This window comes from Aestuariibaculum sp. M13 (assembly GCF_024723255.1).
Classification (GTDB): Bacteria; Bacteroidota; Bacteroidia; order Flavobacteriales; family Flavobacteriaceae; genus Aestuariibaculum; species Aestuariibaculum lutulentum.
Genome location: NZ_JANIAC010000003.1, coordinates 209,046 through 227,761, shown reverse-complemented (window position 1 = coordinate 227,761; position 18,716 = coordinate 209,046). Strand labels below are relative to the sequence as shown.

At 35.7% G+C, this 18,716-nt stretch carries 16 protein-coding genes and 2 tRNA genes; 10 read left to right on the top strand and 8 right to left on the bottom strand.

Annotation, left to right across the window (positions count from 1 at the left end; all coding sequences use genetic code 11):
- Nucleotides 1–50: 50 nt before the first annotated feature.
- The 4 genes from NO995_RS12320 to trxB form a co-directional block, all read right to left on the bottom strand.
- The gene (locus NO995_RS12320; protein WP_258227771.1) at nt 51–1,391 is read right to left on the bottom strand and encodes a DUF4876 domain-containing protein; all 1,341 of its coding nucleotides are present in this window, start codon (nt 1,389–1,391) and stop codon (nt 51–53) included.
- 6 nt (nt 1,392–1,397) lie between these two features.
- On the bottom strand, nt 1,398–4,055 hold the full coding sequence (locus NO995_RS12315) for a TonB-dependent receptor (protein WP_258227770.1): 2,658 nt from the start codon (nt 4,053–4,055) through the stop codon (nt 1,398–1,400).
- Nucleotides 4,056–4,243: 188 nt separating this feature from the next.
- A tRNA-Pro gene (locus NO995_RS12310) sits at nt 4,244–4,318 on the bottom strand.
- Nucleotides 4,319–4,427: 109 nt separating this feature from the next.
- Nucleotides 4,428–5,402 carry a thioredoxin-disulfide reductase gene (gene trxB, locus NO995_RS12305; RefSeq protein WP_258227769.1) on the bottom strand — a complete coding sequence of 325 codons (975 nt, stop codon included), beginning with the start codon at nt 5,400–5,402 and terminating at the stop codon, nt 4,428–4,430.
- 167 nt (nt 5,403–5,569) lie between these two features.
- On the opposite strand from trxB, the gene NO995_RS12300 reads away from it, so the two are divergent.
- Entirely contained in the window at nt 5,570–6,031 is a 462-nt protein-coding gene (locus NO995_RS12300) for a hypothetical protein (protein WP_240575453.1), read from the top strand.
- A 49-nt stretch (nt 6,032–6,080) separates the two neighbouring features.
- On the opposite strand, the gene NO995_RS12295 is transcribed toward NO995_RS12300, so the two are convergent.
- Both NO995_RS12295 and NO995_RS12290 read right to left on the bottom strand, forming a co-directional pair.
- Complete coding sequence (locus NO995_RS12295; RefSeq protein WP_240575452.1) at nt 6,081–6,749, bottom strand: bifunctional 4-hydroxy-2-oxoglutarate aldolase/2-dehydro-3-deoxy-phosphogluconate aldolase; 669 nt, start codon at nt 6,747–6,749, stop codon at nt 6,081–6,083.
- A gap of 12 nt (nt 6,750–6,761) precedes the next feature.
- A complete protein-coding gene (locus tag NO995_RS12290) occupies nt 6,762–7,808 on the bottom strand; it encodes a sugar kinase (RefSeq protein ID WP_240575449.1) in 1,047 nt (348 codons plus the stop codon).
- A 152-nt stretch (nt 7,809–7,960) separates the two neighbouring features.
- Between NO995_RS12290 and NO995_RS12285 the strand changes: the two genes are divergently transcribed.
- Nucleotides 7,961–8,989 (top strand): LacI family DNA-binding transcriptional regulator, encoded by a 1,029-nt coding sequence (locus tag NO995_RS12285; RefSeq protein WP_258227768.1) that lies wholly within the window; start codon nt 7,961–7,963, stop codon nt 8,987–8,989.
- 68 nt (nt 8,990–9,057) lie between these two features.
- Here NO995_RS12285 and NO995_RS12280 read toward each other — a convergent pair whose 3' ends face one another.
- Both NO995_RS12280 and NO995_RS12275 read right to left on the bottom strand, forming a co-directional pair.
- Nucleotides 9,058–9,405, bottom strand: coding sequence for a cupin domain-containing protein (locus tag NO995_RS12280; RefSeq protein WP_258227767.1), 348 nt, complete (start codon nt 9,403–9,405; stop codon nt 9,058–9,060).
- A 127-nt stretch (nt 9,406–9,532) separates the two neighbouring features.
- Nucleotides 9,533–9,607: transfer RNA gene (locus tag NO995_RS12275), tRNA-Pro, on the bottom strand.
- Between the two features lie 139 nt (nt 9,608–9,746).
- Here NO995_RS12275 and NO995_RS12270 point away from each other — a divergent pair.
- The 8 genes from NO995_RS12270 (at nt 9,747) to scpA (ending at nt 18,646) form a co-directional block, all read left to right on the top strand.
- A complete protein-coding gene (locus NO995_RS12270; RefSeq protein ID WP_258227766.1) occupies nt 9,747–12,032 on the top strand; it encodes a TonB-dependent receptor in 2,286 nt (761 codons plus the stop codon).
- Between the two features lie 6 nt (nt 12,033–12,038).
- Nucleotides 12,039–13,160 carry a PQQ-dependent sugar dehydrogenase gene (locus NO995_RS12265; RefSeq protein ID WP_258227765.1) on the top strand — a complete coding sequence of 374 codons (1,122 nt, stop codon included), beginning with the start codon at nt 12,039–12,041 and terminating at the stop codon, nt 13,158–13,160.
- A gap of 9 nt (nt 13,161–13,169) precedes the next feature.
- On the top strand, nt 13,170–13,571 hold the full coding sequence (locus NO995_RS12260; RefSeq protein WP_258227764.1) for a cytochrome c: 402 nt from the start codon (nt 13,170–13,172) through the stop codon (nt 13,569–13,571).
- Between the two features lie 67 nt (nt 13,572–13,638).
- Nucleotides 13,639–14,244 (top strand): uridine kinase, encoded by a 606-nt coding sequence (gene udk / locus NO995_RS12255; protein ID WP_258227763.1) that lies wholly within the window; start codon nt 13,639–13,641, stop codon nt 14,242–14,244.
- Nucleotides 14,245–14,246: 2 nt separating this feature from the next.
- Nucleotides 14,247–14,570 carry a septum formation initiator family protein gene (locus NO995_RS12250; protein ID WP_258227762.1) on the top strand — a complete coding sequence of 108 codons (324 nt, stop codon included), beginning with the start codon at nt 14,247–14,249 and terminating at the stop codon, nt 14,568–14,570.
- A complete protein-coding gene (locus tag NO995_RS12245; protein ID WP_258227761.1) occupies nt 14,563–15,933 on the top strand; it encodes a methylmalonyl-CoA mutase subunit beta in 1,371 nt (456 codons plus the stop codon). Before NO995_RS12250 ends, NO995_RS12245 begins: the two co-directional genes overlap by 8 nt.
- 1 nt (nt 15,934) lies before the next feature.
- Complete coding sequence (locus tag NO995_RS12240; protein WP_258227760.1) at nt 15,935–16,522, top strand: hypothetical protein; 588 nt, start codon at nt 15,935–15,937, stop codon at nt 16,520–16,522.
- Nucleotides 16,523–16,525: 3 nt separating this feature from the next.
- Nucleotides 16,526–18,646: a methylmalonyl-CoA mutase gene (gene scpA / locus NO995_RS12235; protein ID WP_258227759.1), complete on the top strand. Its 2,121-nt coding sequence runs from the start codon at nt 16,526–16,528 to the stop codon at nt 18,644–18,646.
- The last annotated feature ends 70 nt before the right edge of the window (nt 18,647–18,716 follow it).

Below are 18,716 nucleotides of genomic sequence, written 5' to 3'. Positions count from 1 at the left end.
CTTTATTAACTCGCAACGTAAAATTTAATTTATTAAAAGCTTAACAAAGCTTATTCAATAATAACTTCAGGGTGTGATAACACCATAAAATCGTTGCTGGAATTGTTAGTATCCTGATAAACTGTAATACCGTTTACTTCTTTACTTTTACGTATTACCGATTCTGAAGAATAATGTCCAAGAATCGTCGAAATTTCACCAGCATCAATATCATCGGTTAAACGCTTTGGTTTTGCTTTAGAAGGATCATTTCGTTGTGTCTCAACGCCATCAATAATTACAGCACTTGGAATTTGTAAATACACTTTGGTATCTTCAGTATAATCTTCTCCTGCTATGGATGGTAACGGTACGCGTCCCCATGAATTTATAGCGTCATCATTTTCTTTAAAAAGAACAAAGGCATCACGACCAAACGGATCTAAAATAAGATCTTTTCCTCCATAAGTTTTAAATACAATTTCCATGTTAGCTGCATTCGGGTTATCGATATCTGAATCTAAATACGAACTTCCAATAGACTCCTGATAATCTCTGTAATAAGCTTCAAATAGCGCATTACTTAAATCGATTGTTCTGTCTGGCTCCGGCACTTCGTAAACTTTAGTTTCTCCATCGCTATCTAAAACCGTTAACGGACTTTTATGGTTGATAGCCGTAGCTGCAACAATCACGCTTTTTCTTGGCTCTAAAACATGTTCTTCTCCGGTTCCTGGAAACCTTAATACCTCATCGGCGTAAACATAATTGGTATTTGCATATTCCACATCGGTTTGGTTATACGACTGACTCCAATCGTACTGACCATTAGCTAAATGATATGATTGTAATGTAGAACTCACTGAAGAAGTTCCATAAACCTGAGCAAAACATAAACCATCCAAATACACAGCTTCGTTGGAGTTGTTATACACTTCAAAAAACAAGTCTCTGAATGAAGCGCCTAATTTCACATCGGAACCTGAAAAGTACACCTGTTTAATCAACAAACTTCCTATTTTTCCACTTACTAAAACCATTTCTACCAATCCTGTAGATTCCTGATTAATCGTCACGCCACTTAAAGACGCATTAAAACTAACCGGATCTGAAACTTCCTGCCCCCAATAGGCTGAATATTCTTCGGCTGTAAACACTAAAGACGCATTTACATTATATTTCCCTGGCACAACTTCTATATCAGCCATACCATTAGCATCTGTCGTTAACGTATATGTTTTGCCGTCATCGTTATTCACTAATGTAATAGCAACATTAGCCGCAGCTGCAAAATCGTAACCTTCATTAAAAGTTACCTTAAAACTATTATTTACGGGCATTACAAAATTATCTTCATCATTACTACAAGCCATTAAAAAGCTTGTTAGGACAAATAGTAAAATCTTTTTCATTGTTTTTTAAAATTTATATTGGATTTGGGCACCAAAACTAATTGGGCTGTTTTTCACATATTCAATGCCATCTACCGTAATCACTGGGCGATAGTCTAAAAAGTTGTTAGCATAAACCGACATACTTATGCCATTAAGCAACTCTTTTGTCATTCGTAAATGAAAATTATGATAGATAGGCGTGGTTTTATCTTCGGCTGAAGATGGATTTAACCATAAACTACTATACTGGTCAGACTCCTGCTGATTTTCAGGAATACTTACACGTTCGCCATTAGTGTTGATATAGGCAATAGGAAAAATACTTGACGAAGTCGCAAAACTTTTCGATCTGGTAAATTGTTCAGCGGTTAAAGAAATTAATAATCCTAAATCGGACAAATGATGTGTTACTATTCCACGAAGTCTAAATAAATCATCTTTCGTTGGCGTACTTTTATAAACGCCATATGAGTATTGTTCTTCAAGGGGATCTGTATTCTGAATAACACGATCTAAATCTGAAAACGACTTACTATATACATAAGTTCCAACCAGACTAAACGAGGTATTGATAGCCTTTATCTTATTGAAGTTGAAATAGAACTCGATCCCTTTATCAATGGTACTTGCCGCATTGGTTTGTAAACTATAATCCAGCAATAATGGAGAATACCCAACAACCTCGTAGGTTGGAGGCGACTGACTATCGGCAAAGGTAAATTCTACTTCTGGGAAATCAACCCGTTCTAACGCATTATAACTCGCCAGTGCATCAAAGGTATGATTGTAATAACCGGTTAACGACAAGTTTCCGAAACCTGTATTATAATTTAACCCCAATTCGTATTTCCAGCTTTTTGTAGGCTCTAAATTCTGCTTGGCTATTTCGGTTTTATACGTTTGAATTAGATTAAATGAATAATCAGATGTTCTGAAATCACGAATAAGCATATCAAAATATTTATCTCCCGGAAAAATCTGCGAAAGCGATGGAGTTTTTGAAGCAAAACCCAATCCGCCTCGAAGACTTAAACTTTGACTTAATTCTACACCTAAATTAATTCTGGGGCTAAAATTTGAAAAACCATTCTGAATATCATAACGCATACCTAAATTGGCATACACTTCGTTATCGTTAGACAATTTCCAGGTTATATTATCCTGAGCATAAACGCCAAAATTTATCCTTGGTTTCACGTAACGCCCAAAATCTAAAGCACGAATACCTTCACCCGAACTTAGCGTACTACTCCCTGAACTAAGTGTTACCTGAGTATGAGCATTAGCTGGATCGTAAGCTTTTCCTTTTCCGTTGTTATCACTAAAACTATAATTTGCTCCTAACGACAAATTATGCCTTACATGAGAACCTTTAATTGTTTTGTCTACAGATGTACCTAAATTTAAATTTACTGGCTGCCCATACACCTGACGGATTTGCATATAGGCAACAGGCGTATATTCACCGGAATACAATCCGGTTTCTAACCCTGTTGGCACCACACGTCCTCCATCATTTTTAAAAGACTGAACATAGGAATGCTGATAGGTATAAGCATATCCTAAATTAACATTTAAATGATCTATAAATGAAGCCTCAGGTTGCCAGGTAAATCGGTTACTTAATTTTATCCCTCTATCCTTTTTATATTTTGCCTCCTGACCTCCATCATCGTTATCTTGATCATAATTTAAATCATCAAGGTTATTATGCAGGGTTAAAGAAAAAGTATTTTTAATCGTTTTATTTGAATTGTATAACGACCATATTCCAGATGCTGTAAGTCTGTTGTATTGCTCTAAACTATTTCTTGGATCGGCATTGGCATTTACGTAATCTAATGACAAGCTTAGGTTTCCTAACTTATCATTAATTTTAAAGCCTTTCCCAATACTAACTGCGCTATTACCTTGTCTTATATTGGCAGAAAGCCTGTAAGGTGTAACTCCAGCCTTTCTGTTAATTTTAATTAATCCGCTGGTTAGGTTACCATATTTAGCATCAGGAATTCCGGTTACGACTTCAATTTCATCAATATTACTGGCTGGAATAGAACGTAAATCGATACCTGAATTCACATTATCGTAGGTAGTTAGCCCAGAATTACTATTATAATTCTGCATGTTTTCATCGTTAGATAGCTGCATGCCATCTAATACATATGAAACCCCAAAAGCATTGGTTTGACTTTCTTGCGCTGTTCGTAATGAAATGGAATTAGCCGAATTTAATGAAGGTGGGGTTATGGTTTGCCCAGGAAGTTGATTTAAAACATCACTTAAACTATAGGACTGAATTTGATTAATGGCATATTCATCTAAAACTACCGCCGAACCAACTTTACTTCGCCTTGGTACAGCCGTAACTTCTACTTCTTCCAATCGTAAATCTTCGTCTTTTAAAACGATAACTAATGACGTATTTACAACTGTTTCTTTTGGTGTTAAAACTTTAGTTTTCTTTCCGAGTATTTTTAACTCGATTTCAAAATCATTCTTATCAACCTCTATACTAAAGCTCCCTTCATTATCTGTAACATCCCATTTACCAGTTTTGAGATTAAACACTGTAACACTTTCAATAGGCAGATGAGTTGCATCATCATTGACAACACCAAATACCCTATCCTGAGCTAAAGCACCAATAGAACACAGACAAATTAAAAGAAATACAGACCTCATAGTTAATTTTAAGCCTGCAAATATATCTTTATTTTTATTTATTCTAAATAAGAATAATAAAAATACGCCTAAAGAACTAAGAAGTTAACATGTGTTAAATTATGCTATAAATCATAACAAAGGATTGCTATTACAAACAAAACATATAACTCATTGAATTAAAACACTAAGAAAGAGAGAGAGGATTGTCGGGATGACAGGATTCGAACCTGCGACCACACGGCCCCCAGCCGTGTACGCTAACCGGACTGCGCCACATCCCGATTTTTAAATTTATTGCCAAAGAAAATACTTTTTAATAAATTTCAAAAGGGTAAAATAAAAAAAGCCGAAGTAAAAACTTCGGCTTTTAAAATCTATTTAATTTCTATGTTATGCAGTGGCTGAAACTTCTACGGTTACTTCTTTAGCCGCTAAATAACGTTCTGCATCTAAAGCTGCCATACAACCGGTTCCGGCTGCTGTAATCGCCTGACGGTATACGTGATCTGCAGCGTCTCCACTTACAAATACTCCCGGCACATTAGTTTTTGCTGTTCCCGGTGTATTAATAATATAACCCGTTTCATCTAAGCTGATATAATCTTTAAAGATATCGGTGTTTGGTTTATGTCCGATTGCCACGAAGAATCCTGTTGCTGGAATTTCGTATTTTTCGTTGGTTTTATTGTTATAAACTCGAACCGCTGTTACTACTTGTCCGTCACCAATAACTTCATCGGTTTCTGTATTGAATAAAATGTCAATATTTGGAGTGTTAGCTACACGCTCTGCCATGATTTTAGAGGCTCTAAACTCATCACGTCTTACTAACATGGTTACTTTTTTACATAATTTTGATAAGTAGTGTGCTTCTTCACAGGCTGAATCTCCTGCACCAACAATCACCACTTCCTGATTTCTGTAGAAGAACCCGTCACATACCGCACATGCCGATACACCGCCACCTAACTTCAAGTATTTTTGTTCAGATTCTAAACCTAAATATTTTGCTGAAGCTCCGGTTGAAATGATTACCGTATCACAGTGAATTTCCTTCTCGTCGTTTACCCAAACTTTGTGAATATCGCCTGAAAAATCTACTTTAGTAATCCACCCGTCTCGGATATCAGCTTCAAAACGTTGCGCCTGAGCCTGTAATTCCATCATCATTTCTGGTCCTGTAATACCTTGTGGATATCCTGGAAAGTTCTCAACTTCGTTAGTGGTTGTTAACTGTCCGCCTGGTTGTGTTCCCTGGTATAATACCGGACTCATATTAGCACGTGCTGCATAAATCGCTGCGGTATATCCTGCAGGTCCCGACCCGATAATTAAGCACTTTACTCTTTCTATTGTATCTGACATAATTGCTACTAATTTTTATTAAAACAAAAGTAGAATTTTTAACAGAAAACTTACACTAAAGTTATCAAAAGATATTATCGGTTCATAATTAGTTGTTATCCTAATTCATTTTCACCACATTTTTTCGTAAATTGTAGTAATCTGACTAATAACCTAATAAGATAATTATGAAACCATTTCTATTACTTCTCTGTACTGCAATTTTATTATCCTGTAACCAAAATCCGAAAGCAGAGCTACAAACGGCAGAGCTCTCTAACAAACTTGATTTGAAAGGAGCCTGGAAAATGATTAGTTATTTAAATTATAGTGGTGATGGCTCTGTAGACACCATTATGACTTCTGAAAAATTTATTCAAATGAAAATGTTTTCAGATAATAAATTTATGTGGAACAGATTCACCTCTTACGATTCATCTGAATGGTTTGGAAGTGGAAACTACACTTTTAAGAATGATACCTTAGCAGAGCACACCGAGTATGGCTCGGAAGCCTTACTTACCGTTTTAGAAAAAGATAGTATTCACCGATTAGATATTATCTTTATAGACGAAGACTCCTATATGCAAACGGAAAAAGATAGTTTGGGAAATCCTATTTATGGTGAAATTTACCATAGAATAAAATAAAAAAGGTTGAACATGAGTTCAACCTTTTTTTATAAAGAAAATTTTACAATTATTTTCTAACAGCTTTGATGATATCTAAAGCAGCTTTAACATCCTGCTCTAACTTTGCGTAATCTTTATTTGCAAGAATCTCTTTTGAGATTAATTGAGATCCCATACCAACACAAGTTACTCCTGCATCAAACCAACCTTTAAGGTTTTCTTCGGTTGGAGCTACACCACCTGTTGGCATAATGCTTGTCCAAGGTTGTGGGCCTTTAATTCCTTTTACGAATTTAGGTCCGTATAAATCACCAGGGAATAACTTAACGATTTCGCATCCTAGCTCTTCAGCTCTTGCGATTTCAGTTAAACTTCCACAACCAGGAGACCATAATACCTTTTTACGGTTACAAGCGATAGCGATATCTTCTCTTAACACCGGAGTTACAATAAAGTTAGCTCCTAAAGCCATATATAATGACGCGGCAGCAGCATCGGTTACCGAACCAACTCCCATAATCATACCAGGAAGCTCTTTAATAGCGTATTTTGTTAATTCACCAAAAACTTCGTGAGCGAAATCTCCACGTGCAGTAAACTCTAATAATCTAGCGCCACCATCGTAACACGCTTTTAATACTTTTTTACTTAACTCTAAATCGCTATTGAAAAATAAAGGAATCATTCCTGTTTCTTTCATAGCCTGAGCTACTTCTAATCTTGTATATTGTGCCATTTTAAAATGTTTTTATCGAGCTACACGACCTGAAGCGTCACCACCCATTAATTTTTCAACTTCTGAAACAGTAACTAAGTTCGCATCACCTTTAATCGTGTGTTTTAAACAAGAAGCAGCAACAGCGAAATCTAATGCGTTTTGATCATCTTCTGGGTATTTTAATAATCCGTAGATTAAACCTCCCATGAATGAGTCACCACCACCTACTCTATCAACGATATCTGTAATTTGGTATTGACGCGTTTCAAACATTTTGTTTCCATCGTATAAAACACCAGCCCATGTATTGTGAGATGCAGAAATAGAACCACGTAAAGTTGTAATTACCTTTTTAGCTCTTGGGAATTTCTCCATCATTTGCTTACAAACCGATAAGAAAGCTTCAGCTTTTACATCGTGACCTTGAGTTTGTACTGTTAAACCTTCTGGTTTGATACCAAAGTGCATTTCAGCATCTTCTTCGTTTCCTAAAACGATATCACAGTAAGATGTTAACTCAGTCATTACAGCTTCTCTATGTGCAGCATCACAGTATTTCCACAATTTAGCACGGTAGTTTAAGTCTGTTGAAATAGTAATACCTTTTGCACTAGCAGCTTTAACAGCCTCTAAACAAGCATCAGCAGCACCTTGAGAAATCGCAGGCGTAATACCAGTCCAGTGGAACCACTCTACACCTTCAAAAACAGCATCCCAGTCAATCATTCCAGCTTCAATCTCAGCCATAGCCGAGTGCGCTCTATCGTAAACTACTTTACTACCTCTTGATACAGCACCAGTTTCTAAGAAATAAATTCCTAAACGGTCACCACCCCAGATAATTTTATCAACATTAACACCACGCTTACGCATTTCCATCATGGCACATTCTCCAATATCATTTTTTGGTAAACGCGTTACGAAATCTACAGAAACGCCATAGTTTGCTAATGAAACCGCTACGTTAGACTCTCCTCCTCCATAAATAACATCAAAGTTATCAGCTTGCGAAAATCTTTTAAATCCTTGAGGTGCTAAACGAAGCATGATCTCACCAAAAGTTACTACTTTACTCATTTTTTTTAATAGTTATTAATTATTATTCGAAATTTAGTTAAACGATTAAGCAGTGTTTAGAAAAAAAAATTACCATTATCAAACTACTTATTTTGATTTAAAAAAGTATTACAGTAATTTTGCTTAAACGATTAAGCAAATATATAAAAAAATTGACCAACAAAAAAAAAACAACTATAAAAGACATAGCTAATGTATTAAACATTTCGCCGGCCGCCGTTTCCAAGGCATTACACGACGATTCGCGCATTAGTGATAAAACTAAAGAAGCCGTTAAAGAAGTGGCTAAAAAATTAAACTACCAGCCCAACCACTTGGCCAGTGCCCTGCGCCGTGGAAAAAGTAATCTGGTAGGATTGATTGTTCCAAGAACCAACAGCAACTTTTTTTCTTCCGTTATTCAGAATATTGAAGAAGTTTTAAACAAAAAAGGCTATAACATTATCATTACCCAGTCTAACGAATCATTCAAAAAAGAGTGTAGCAATATTGATACCTTACTATTTACTCAGGTTGATGGTATTATTGCATCTATGGCAAATGAAACCATTAGTCTGGATTATTATGAAAAGATAAAGTCGAAAGGCATTCCTTTAATCTTATTCGATCGTGGTGAAAATGATTTAAATGTCGATTATATAGGAATTAATGATTACGATAGCAGTCATATGATTGTTGAACATCTAGTGGAACAAGGCTGCAAGCGTATTGCCCATATTGGAGGTTACCGACATACCAGAATTTTCAACAACAGGATTCGAGGTTATATGGACGCCATAGCAAAACACAATTTACCCTTAAAAGAGGAGCTACTCATTGAAAGCAGTCTGACCATAGAAGACGGCAGAAAAAAAATGAAGCAGCTTCTTGAGTTAAAAAACAGACCGGATGCTGTTTATGTAGCCGCAGATTATGCCGCTCTTGGAGCCTTACAAGTTCTAGAAGAAGAACACATAAAAGTACCTGAAGACATCGCCTTAGTTGGTTTTGGAAATGAACCTTTTACCGCTTTGGTAAACCCTTCTATTACAACTGTTAACCAACATAGTGATGAAATCGGCAAACAAGTGGCCTTAACGTTTTTAGAGCGCGTTAAAACACCCGGAAAAAAGCAAACATTGAATAAAATTATTCTTGGCGCCGAATTGATTGTTAGAGATTCATCTAACAAAAAAGGATAACTATAAAAATTTCAAATAAAAAAGGTTTCAATTCTTGAAACCTTTCTTATTCCCACTAAGTCATTCGTTTAGGGCATAAAATCCTCTCGAATAGGATTAAACACATCTATCAAAATCCCAGCCTTTTTACAAACCGTGCCATGCATGGTATTGGGAGGAATATAAAGTCCATCACCTTCTTTTACCAGTTTCACCTCATTGCCAACCGAAAATTCAAATTCCCCGCTTGCCACATAAGTTACCTGAACATGTGGATGCTCGTGCATCGCACCAACACCACCTGCTTCAAAACTCACATTAACGAGCATAATATTATTGTCATACCCCATAATTTTTCGTTTAATACCTCCTCCAAGGTCTTCCCACTCCATATCATCACCTAATAAAAACACCTCACTTGCTCCAAAATTTATCATAATTTTAATATCTAGTCTATTTATTTATAAAATGTAACACTTCTAAAATATAAATTTTATGTGGAAAATTTTGACACTGGAATAAAATAAAAAAGCCAGAATATCAATTGATATTCTGGCTTTTTTGTCGGGGTGGCAGGATTCGAACCTGCGACCTCCTGCTCCCAAAGCAGGCGCGATAACCGGGCTACGCTACACCCCGAGTATAATGGCTAACTCATTACGGGGTGCAAATATACTTCTTTATATTAAATACACAACCCTTTTCATTAAAATATTTAATTATTTCTTAGTTCAATTTTTAACTAATTTAGCTTTAAACCAACTAACACCCTTTAAACTTGAAGTTTACAAAAATCATCTGTCTTTTATTTTTTTTAATATTTTTTAGCTTAACCGTTTTTTCTCAATCAAAAATTAGCGGAAAAGTAATCGATCAAGATACAAACACCCCGCTTTCGCATGTTTCCATTATTCTAAAAAACACTAATGATACTATCTACTCTAACAATCTGGGACATTTTGAAATATACAATTTAGGTACTTATACGTTTCATAAACCGGGATATGAAGATAAAATTGAAAACATTCTGGAAAATCATCCAATAATACAACTTCAAATAAATCCTAATGAATTACATGAAGTGATGATAAGCAGCAATCAAATAGCTAAAACACAAAATACTTCTTATACCTCATCTCAAATTATAACCACACAAAGCATTGAACAAAACAATACAATTGATTTAGCTCCGGTGCTAAATCAGGTCTCTGGAGTGTTTATGCAAAACGGCGCTTTAAACACAAACCGAATTACCATTAGAGGAATTGGTTCCAGAAATTTATACGGCACGAGTAAAATAAGAGCTTATTTTAAAGATATTCCGTTAACTACAGGAAATGGAGAAACAACTATTGAAGATTTTGAACTGAGTTCTCTGGCAAGAATTGAAATTATTAAAGGGTCGGGATCCAGTATTTATGGCGCAGGATTAGGAGGTTTCATCAAGTTAATTCCTAAAACAGCCGGATTTAATCAAACCAGCATTCAAAATACAACTACAATTGGTTCTTTCGGGTTATTTAAAGATGTTATTGAATTAAGTAGTTCTACTAAAAAAACGAACATCAATACGGTTTTTAGTCACACCCAAAACGATGGATATAGAAACAATAGCTCATATAACAGAAAAACCATTACCTTTAACGCCAATCATTATTTTAATGAAAGGGACGAAATTTCATTCTTAGCTAGTTTTGTTGATTTAAAAGGCTACATACCAAGTTCTGTAGATGAACAAACTTATTTAAACACACCTGAGTCGGCTGCTTTTACCTGGGAACAATCTAAAGGATATGAAGATACCAGACGTAGTTTACTCGGGTTATCCTGGCACCATCAATATAGCAACACCATTTCACAAAAAACCAGTGTGTTTTCTTCATTTAAAAATGCCTACGAACCCAGACCTTTTAATATCCTTTCCGAAAACCTATCTGCCCTTGGCTTTAGAAGCAGAATTTTAAAAGAATCCACTGAATTTAAATGGACGTTTGGCATAGAATTTTTCAATGATTTCTACAATTGGAAAACTTTCGGAAATCTATATCAGGATGCTCCATCAGGCACAGGAAGTATTCAAGGCAACTTACTTTCTAATTTTAAAGAAAAACGCTATTATGTCAACGCCTTTTTTGAAACAGATTACAGTATTTCTAATAAAACAGAAGTCTCAGTTGGATTAAATTTTAACAAGACCAATTATAAACTCAAGGACTATTATAATAATGATTCAAATCCGGACCAATCGGGTTCATACACCTTTAAAAGTGTCCTTTCTCCTACCTTGGGATTAACGCATAGTATTTCTAAAAACAGCAGCCTGTATTCTAATATCAGTCACGGATTTTCTCCGCCAACAACAACCGAGACTTTATTACCAGATGGTTTAATCAATACAAATATAAAACCGGAAACCGGCTGGAATTTTGAAATTGGGTCGCGATCTATTTTTTTTAATAATCGTCTTCAATGTAATTTTTCTGTATATAGATTAAATATTTCAAATTTACTGGTTGCTAAACGCACGGGCAATGACGAATACATAGGCTTAAACGCTGGAAAAACACGACATGATGGTTTTGAATTAGATAGTCGTTTCCAATGGTTTAAGCTCAAAAACTACAAACTAAACACCATTTTTAGCTATACTCTAAACCGCTATAAGTTTAAAGATTTTATAGATGGTGATAATGATTATTCAGGAAATGATTTAACAGGTGTTCCCGGCCATATTTTCAACTTAGGATTAGACTTCAACACCCCTTTTGGTATTTATGGGAACCTCCATTTCCAAAACGTTGGGAGCATCCCTATTACCGATAGCAACAGCTTGTACACCGATTCTTATAATCTGACAAATTTTAAAATGGGCTGGCTAAAAAACCTTAATAAAACTTTAAATATCAATGTGTTTTTAGGTATAAATAATATATTTGATAAAGCCTATGCCTCTCAAATTCTAATAAATGCGACGGGGTTTAACGGCTCACAACCCAGATATTATTACCCTGGAAACCCTATAAATTACTATACAGGCTTTAATATCACCTACAACATAAACTAACAAACAATGAAACCAATTTACACATTAGTAACCCTTTTTATAGTTTATACTTCCTGCGCCCAGCAGGTAGAATCTGAAATTAAAGCAGAATCACCAGAGCATATTAGCTATACAACCGAACTTGTAGTTCCCGATTTAAATATCGCATGGGGCATGGCATTTCTACCAGATGGAAGCATGCTTATAACCGAAAAGGCCGGTGAGCTAATTCATTTTAAAAATGGCACCAAAACCACTATCGATGGCCTACCTGAAATTTATGTGCGTGGACAGGGTGGCTTTATGGATATTAAGCTGCATCCTGATTATAAAAATAACGGTTGGATTTACTTTTCTTATGCATCTTCTGAAGGCGAAGGCGAAGGTGGAAACACAGCTATTATGAGAGCTAAAATAAACGGAACCTCGCTTTCAAATCAGCAACAACTTTACAAAGCTGTTCCAAACACTACCAAAGGGCAACATTTTGGTTCACGAATTGAATTTGATAATGAAGGCTATCTTTACTTCTCTGCTGGCGAACGCGGACAACGTGATGTGAATCCACAGGATATTACCAGAGATGGTGGCAAAATTTACAGATTAAATGATGATGGAAGTATTCCTTCGGATAATCCTTTTGTAAATACGTCTAATGCGAAAACTGCCATTTACAGTTACGGTCACAGAAATCCGCAAGGTATGACCAAACATCCAGAAACTGGAGATATCTGGACCCATGAACATGGTCCACAGGGAGGTGATGAAATCAATATTATTGGAAAAGGCAAAAATTATGGATGGCCTGTAATATCTTACGGTATCAATTATAGTGGTACCACATTTACAGATATCACCGAAAAAGAAGGTATGGAACAACCGCTTTTTTACTGGGTTCCTTCAATTGCTCCTAGCGGAATGACGTTTGTAAATTCAGATAAATACCCAAACTGGCAAGGCAACTTACTTGTCGGTTCTTTAAAATTTCAATATTTAGAGCGCTTAATTCTTAAAAACAACAAAGTTATTAAACGTGAAAAACTATTCGAATCTATTGGTCGTGTTAGAGATGTACGTCAAGCCCCTGATGGTTATATCTATCTGAGCGTAGAAGGCAAAGGCATCTATAAAATTATTCCAACAAACTAAAATAATCTTATGAAATTCATCCTACTAAGTCTAGTTATTGCAGCGTCATCTATTACCATAAATTTACAACAAACTACACCCTTGGAGGAAAGCATTAAACGAGGTAGTGAAATCTACGCTGATTTTTGTATGAACTGCCATTTGCCAAATGGTGAAGGTGTAAAAAATGTGTACCCGCCTTTAGCCAAATCAGATTTTCTGGTTAAAAATCAAGAAGTCAGTATAAGAGCCGTTAAATATGGTACAAACGGAGAATTAAAAGTCAATGGTATCGTCTATAAAAATGTCATGGCACCATTAGGCTTATCGGATTCCGAGGTTGCCGATGTTATGAATTACATAAACAATTCATGGGGTAACAAGAATAAAAAAATGATAACCAAGGAAGTAGTAGAGAAAATCAAAAAATAAGAGCATTCTCGATTAAATGTTTTACATTTATTTAAATTTGTAACAGGCTAATCAAACAAAATTACACATGCTTATTATAGGAATTGCAGGTGGTACAGGCTGTGGTAAAACCACGGTAGTAAACCAAATACTTAACGAGCTTCGGGAAGGAGAAATAGGTGTAATTTCTCAGGACTCATATTATCAGGACACGACGCATTTAAGCTATGAAGAGCGTGTTAAAATAAATTTCGATCATCCAAGATCGATAGATTTCGACCTTTTAGAAAGCCACCTTAAAGATCTAAAAGACGATAAACCAATACACCAGCCTGTATATTCTTTTGTTAAACATAACCGCACGGGAGATACTGTTTTAACCCACCCAAGAAAGGTTATGATTGTTGAGGGTATTTTAATATTAACCAGTCCCGAAATTAGAAACATGTGCGATATTAAAATATTTGTTCATGCCGATTCAGACGAACGTTTAATACGCCGTTTAAAACGTGATATTTCAGAAAGAGGTCGTGATTTAGATGAAGTTTTAAGTCGTTACCAAACTACTTTAAAACCCATGCACGATCAGTTTATAGAGCCCATGAAAGAATTTGCAGATATCATCATCCCAAATAACAAATACAATACTGTTGCCGTAGATATTGTACGCACCATTATTAACAACCGACTTTAAACATGGCCTTTTTAAAACATAAATTATTTAAACCCTTTAAAAATATATTCGTTCTCATCATCACACTTTTTGTGGTTTGGATGTTGTTTTTCGATGCCAATTCATGGCTTATACACAATGAATTAAATTCAGACATCAATGATTTAGAAGCCGAAAAAGAATACTATTTAAAAGAAATAGAAAAAGATAAAAAAGCACTTAAAAAACTTAGTACCGAAGAAGGTATAGAAAAATTTGCACGCGAAGAATATTATATGAAACGCGACAGCGAAGAAATTTATATTATCGAGTACGAAGACAGCATTAAAACAAAATCTAATGACTAAAGGACTATTTAGCGAATTTGATGAAGTTTCTACCAAACAATGGAAACAAAAAATTCAATTCGAGCTAAATGGCGCGGATTATCAAACTCTTGTCTGGCATTCAAACGAAGATATTTCGGTAAAACCATTTTACAATGCCGATGATTTAAAAGATATTTCCCAAACTTCAAACACGCAAGCAACCGCATGGCGCATTTGTGATACAGTCTTTGTTAACGACACTGAAAAAGCCAATAAAAAAGCCTTAAAATCAATACATCAGGGTGCTGAAAGCATTAAATTTATCATCCCTAATCACGATATTTCCATTGATGCTTTACTAACTGATATAGACTCCAAAAAAGTCCTTTTGCATTTTGAATTGCATTTTTTAAATTCCGATTTTGTAAAACAACTTTTTAATGCCGTTTCAGATAAAAAAAGTTTCATTCATACCGATATTATTGGGAAACTGGCCAAAACAGGCAATTGGTTTAACAATATGAATTCGGACATAGACCAATTTAAGTCTATAGCTCAGCAAACCAATTCCTTTAGCATTAATGCTACACTTTATCAAAATGCTGGAGCCAATATGGTACAGCAATTGGCTTACGCCTTGGCACATGCCAATGAATACTTAAACATACTTGATGAAGAATTAACTTCGGAATCTAAACAACAAACCAAAGTTATCTTTAATATCGCCGTTGGAAGCAATTACTTTTTTGAAATTGCAAAACTCCGCGCTTTACGCTTACTTTGGGAGACATTAGCTTCAGAATACCAGGTAAAATCTGAATGTCATATTTTGGTAACTCCCTCTAAACGCAACAAAACCGTTTACGATTATAACACCAACATTATACGTTCTACCACTGAGTGTATGAGTAGCATTCTTGGTGGAGCTAACACCATTTGTAATTTACCTTACGATTCCGTTTTTCATAAATCCAATAGTTTCAGCGAGCGCATTGCTAGAAATCAATTGCTCATTTTAAAACACGAAAGTTATTTCGACAAAGTCAACAATCCTACTGATGGCTCTTATTACATGGAATCTTTAACCAATCAATTAGCAGAAAAAGCTTTGGCTCTTTTCAAAGACATTGAGGTAAATGGCGGTTTTTTAAAACAGTTGAAAGTTGGAACCATTCAACGAAAAATAAAAGAAAGCGCTCAAAAAGAGCAAGAACAATTTGATAATAACAAAGATATTCTGGTTGGTTCTAATAAATATCCTAACCCGGAAGACAAAATGAAAAAGGAACTGGAATTATATCCGTTTGTTAAAACCCATTACAGGAAAACTTTAATCGAACCCATTATAGAAAAACGATTAGCAGAATCTTTAGAACAAAAACGCTTAAACAATGAAAATTAAAATGAAATCTAATATTTATTTTTTTGCTTTTTTATTAATTATCACACTTTACGGTTGTAAAAAAGGCACAACTTTTACAGACTTTCAATATACAGAAAAGCCTGAAACTATTACTTGCCAAGGTTTAGACTCTAAACTATACAAAGAAGCATTATATGCTTTTGAAGACGATATTGTTGCTTTTTACGGTAAAGACAAACCAAACACTACATTAACACAGGCGTATTATCAGTTTTTAAGAGATGCCAATGCAAAACGCGTTAGCTACTTAGATATCGCTTCAGAACATACCTTGAAAATTTTTGGAGCTTTAAAAAATGAAGGCGATTTATGGGATGCCGAAAACCCTAACAGTCATTTAAATTATAATGGCAATTTAATGCAATGTGTTACGACAAACATTCATGAAGAAAGTTTAAAAACAACGTTAAATGCATTAATCTCGACCAATAGCATGAGTCCTAAATTATATGGAGCACCACTAATGTCTAGTTACCGAAGCATTTTAGGAGATAAATATTTGGCAACCTATGTGGCTTTCGATTTGTTTTACGCCAACCTTTTTAATTTAAACAAGACTCCACAATAATTCATGTCTAGAAAAAATCTTCAACATATCAACCTTAAATCAGTAAACCAAAATCCAAAGTCCGAATATCAAATATTTGAGACTGCAGAAGGGATTGCTGTAAAATCAAATTATTCAAAAGATGATATTGAAGATTTAGAACATCTGAATTTCGCTGCAGGCATCACCCCTAACCTACGTGGCCCATACACAACCATGTACGTTAGAAAACCGTGGACTATCCGTCAATATGCAGGATTTTCAACAGCCGAAGACAGCAACGCATTTTACAAACGCAACTTAGCTGCCGGACAAAAAGGATTATCGGTCGCCTTCGATTTAGCAACCCACCGTGGTTACGATTCCGATCACGAACGTGTGGTTGGCGATATAGGTAAAGCAGGCGTCGCTATAGACACTGTTGAAGACATGAAACGCTTATTCGATGACATTCCACTCGATAAAATGAGTGTTTCCATGACCATGAACGGTGCGGTATTACCTATTATGGCGTTCTATATTGTAGCCGCCGAAGAACAAGGTGCTAAACAAAATCAGCTATCCGGCACCATTCAAAATGATATTCTAAAAGAGTTTATGGTGCGTAACACCTACATTTACCCTCCTGAACCTTCTATGAAAATCATTTCGGATATTTTTGAATACACCAGTAAACATTTACCGAAATTCAATAGTATCAGCATTTCCGGATATCATATTCAGGAAGCTGGAGGAACTGCCGATATTGAACTAGCCTACACGCTTGCCGATGCTTTAGAGTACATCAAAACAGGATTGGCTACCGGCTTAAATATCGATGATTTTGCACCGCGCCTCTCCTTTTTCTGGGGAATTGGCATGAATCATTTTATGGAAATTGCCAAAATGCGTGCTGCACGTATGCTTTGGACTAAACTGATAAAACCCTTCAACCCTAAAAACGAAAAATCGTTAAATTTAAGAACACACTGCCAAACCAGCGGCTGGAGTTTAACCGAACAAGACCCGTTCAACAATATTGCACGAACCACTATTGAAGCTGCTGCAGCGGTTTTTGGTGGCACACAAAGTTTACATACTAATGCTCTGGACGAAGCCATTGCCCTTCCAACCGATTTCTCAGCTCGAATTGCACGAAACACTCAAATATTTCTACAAGAAGAAACCAAAATAACTAAAACAGTGGATCCTTGGGCTGGTAGTTTCTATATTGAAAAATTAACTAACGACATTGCTGAAAAAGCATGGGAATTAATTCAAGAAATTGAAGGTTTAGGCGGTATGACCAAAGCTATTGAAGCTGGTATTCCTAAAATACGAATTGAAGAAGCTGCGGCCAGAAAACAAGCCCGAATAGATTCTAACCAGGATATTATTATTGGTGTAAACAAGTACAGATTAAAGCAGGAAGCCCCTATTTCAACACTTGAAGTAGATAATCAAACGGTTAGAAATACACAGATCGAACGTTTAAACATTATTAAGGCTAAAAGGAATTCAGAAAAAGTTAATAAAACACTTTCAAATTTAACCGATTGCGCTCGAACAGGACAAGGAAATTTATTAGCTTTAGCTATTGAAGCCGCCCGTGAGCGTGCTACTTTAGGTGAAATAACGACAGCTTTAGAAACTGTTTTTGGCAGACATAAAGCTCAGATAAAATCTTTTTCAGGGGTGTACAGTAAAGAAATTAAAAACGACGACACATTTAAAACAGCAAAAGAGCTTTCCGATGTTTTTGCAAAACAGGATGGTAGACGTCCTCGAATTATGATTGCAAAAATGGGCCAGGACGGGCATGATCGTGGGGCTAAAGTTGTCGCTACTGCCTATGCCGATTTAGGCTTCGATGTCGATATCGCCCCCCTGTTTCAAACGCCTCAGGAAGTGGCAAAGCAAGCCGTTGAAAATGACGTACATATTCTAGGTGTATCCTCTTTAGCCGCCGGACATAAAACATTAGTCCCACAAGTTATTGAAGAATTGAAAAACTATGGCCGTGAGGATATTATGGTAATTGTTGGCGGTGTCATTCCTAAACAAGACTATCAATTTTTATTCGATTCTGGTGTGGTCGCTGTTTTTGGACCAGGCACAAAAATAAGTGAAGCTGCCATAAAAATTTTAGAAATTTTAATCGACTAACGGTTACTTTTTTTAACAAATTCCTCTTAAAATTTTTATTAAGAATCACTGTTAACAAATTCCGTTTTTA

Coding starts and splice junctions, on each gene's coding strand:
- NO995_RS12320 (WP_258227771.1), bottom strand. CDS start 1,391: ATGAAAAAGATTTTACTATTTGTCCTAACAAGCTTTTTAATGGCTTGT.
- NO995_RS12315 (WP_258227770.1), bottom strand. CDS start 4,055: ATGAGGTCTGTATTTCTTTTAATTTGTCTGTGTTCTATTGGTGCTTTA.
- trxB (WP_258227769.1), bottom strand. CDS start 5,402: ATGTCAGATACAATAGAAAGAGTAAAGTGCTTAATTATCGGGTCGGGA.
- NO995_RS12300 (WP_240575453.1), top strand. CDS start 5,570: ATGAAACCATTTCTATTACTTCTCTGTACTGCAATTTTATTATCCTGT.
- NO995_RS12295 (WP_240575452.1), bottom strand. CDS start 6,749: ATGGCACAATATACAAGATTAGAAGTAGCTCAGGCTATGAAAGAAACA.
- NO995_RS12290 (WP_240575449.1), bottom strand. CDS start 7,808: ATGAGTAAAGTAGTAACTTTTGGTGAGATCATGCTTCGTTTAGCACCT.
- NO995_RS12280 (WP_258227767.1), bottom strand. CDS start 9,405: ATGATAAATTTTGGAGCAAGTGAGGTGTTTTTATTAGGTGATGATATG.
- NO995_RS12265 (WP_258227765.1), top strand. CDS start 12,039: ATGAAACCAATTTACACATTAGTAACCCTTTTTATAGTTTATACTTCC.
- NO995_RS12260 (WP_258227764.1), top strand. CDS start 13,170: ATGAAATTCATCCTACTAAGTCTAGTTATTGCAGCGTCATCTATTACC.
- udk (WP_258227763.1), top strand. CDS start 13,639: ATGCTTATTATAGGAATTGCAGGTGGTACAGGCTGTGGTAAAACCACG.
- NO995_RS12250 (WP_258227762.1), top strand. CDS start 14,247: ATGGCCTTTTTAAAACATAAATTATTTAAACCCTTTAAAAATATATTC.
- NO995_RS12245 (WP_258227761.1), top strand. CDS start 14,563: ATGACTAAAGGACTATTTAGCGAATTTGATGAAGTTTCTACCAAACAA.
- NO995_RS12240 (WP_258227760.1), top strand. CDS start 15,935: ATGAAATCTAATATTTATTTTTTTGCTTTTTTATTAATTATCACACTT.
- scpA (WP_258227759.1), top strand. CDS start 16,526: ATGTCTAGAAAAAATCTTCAACATATCAACCTTAAATCAGTAAACCAA.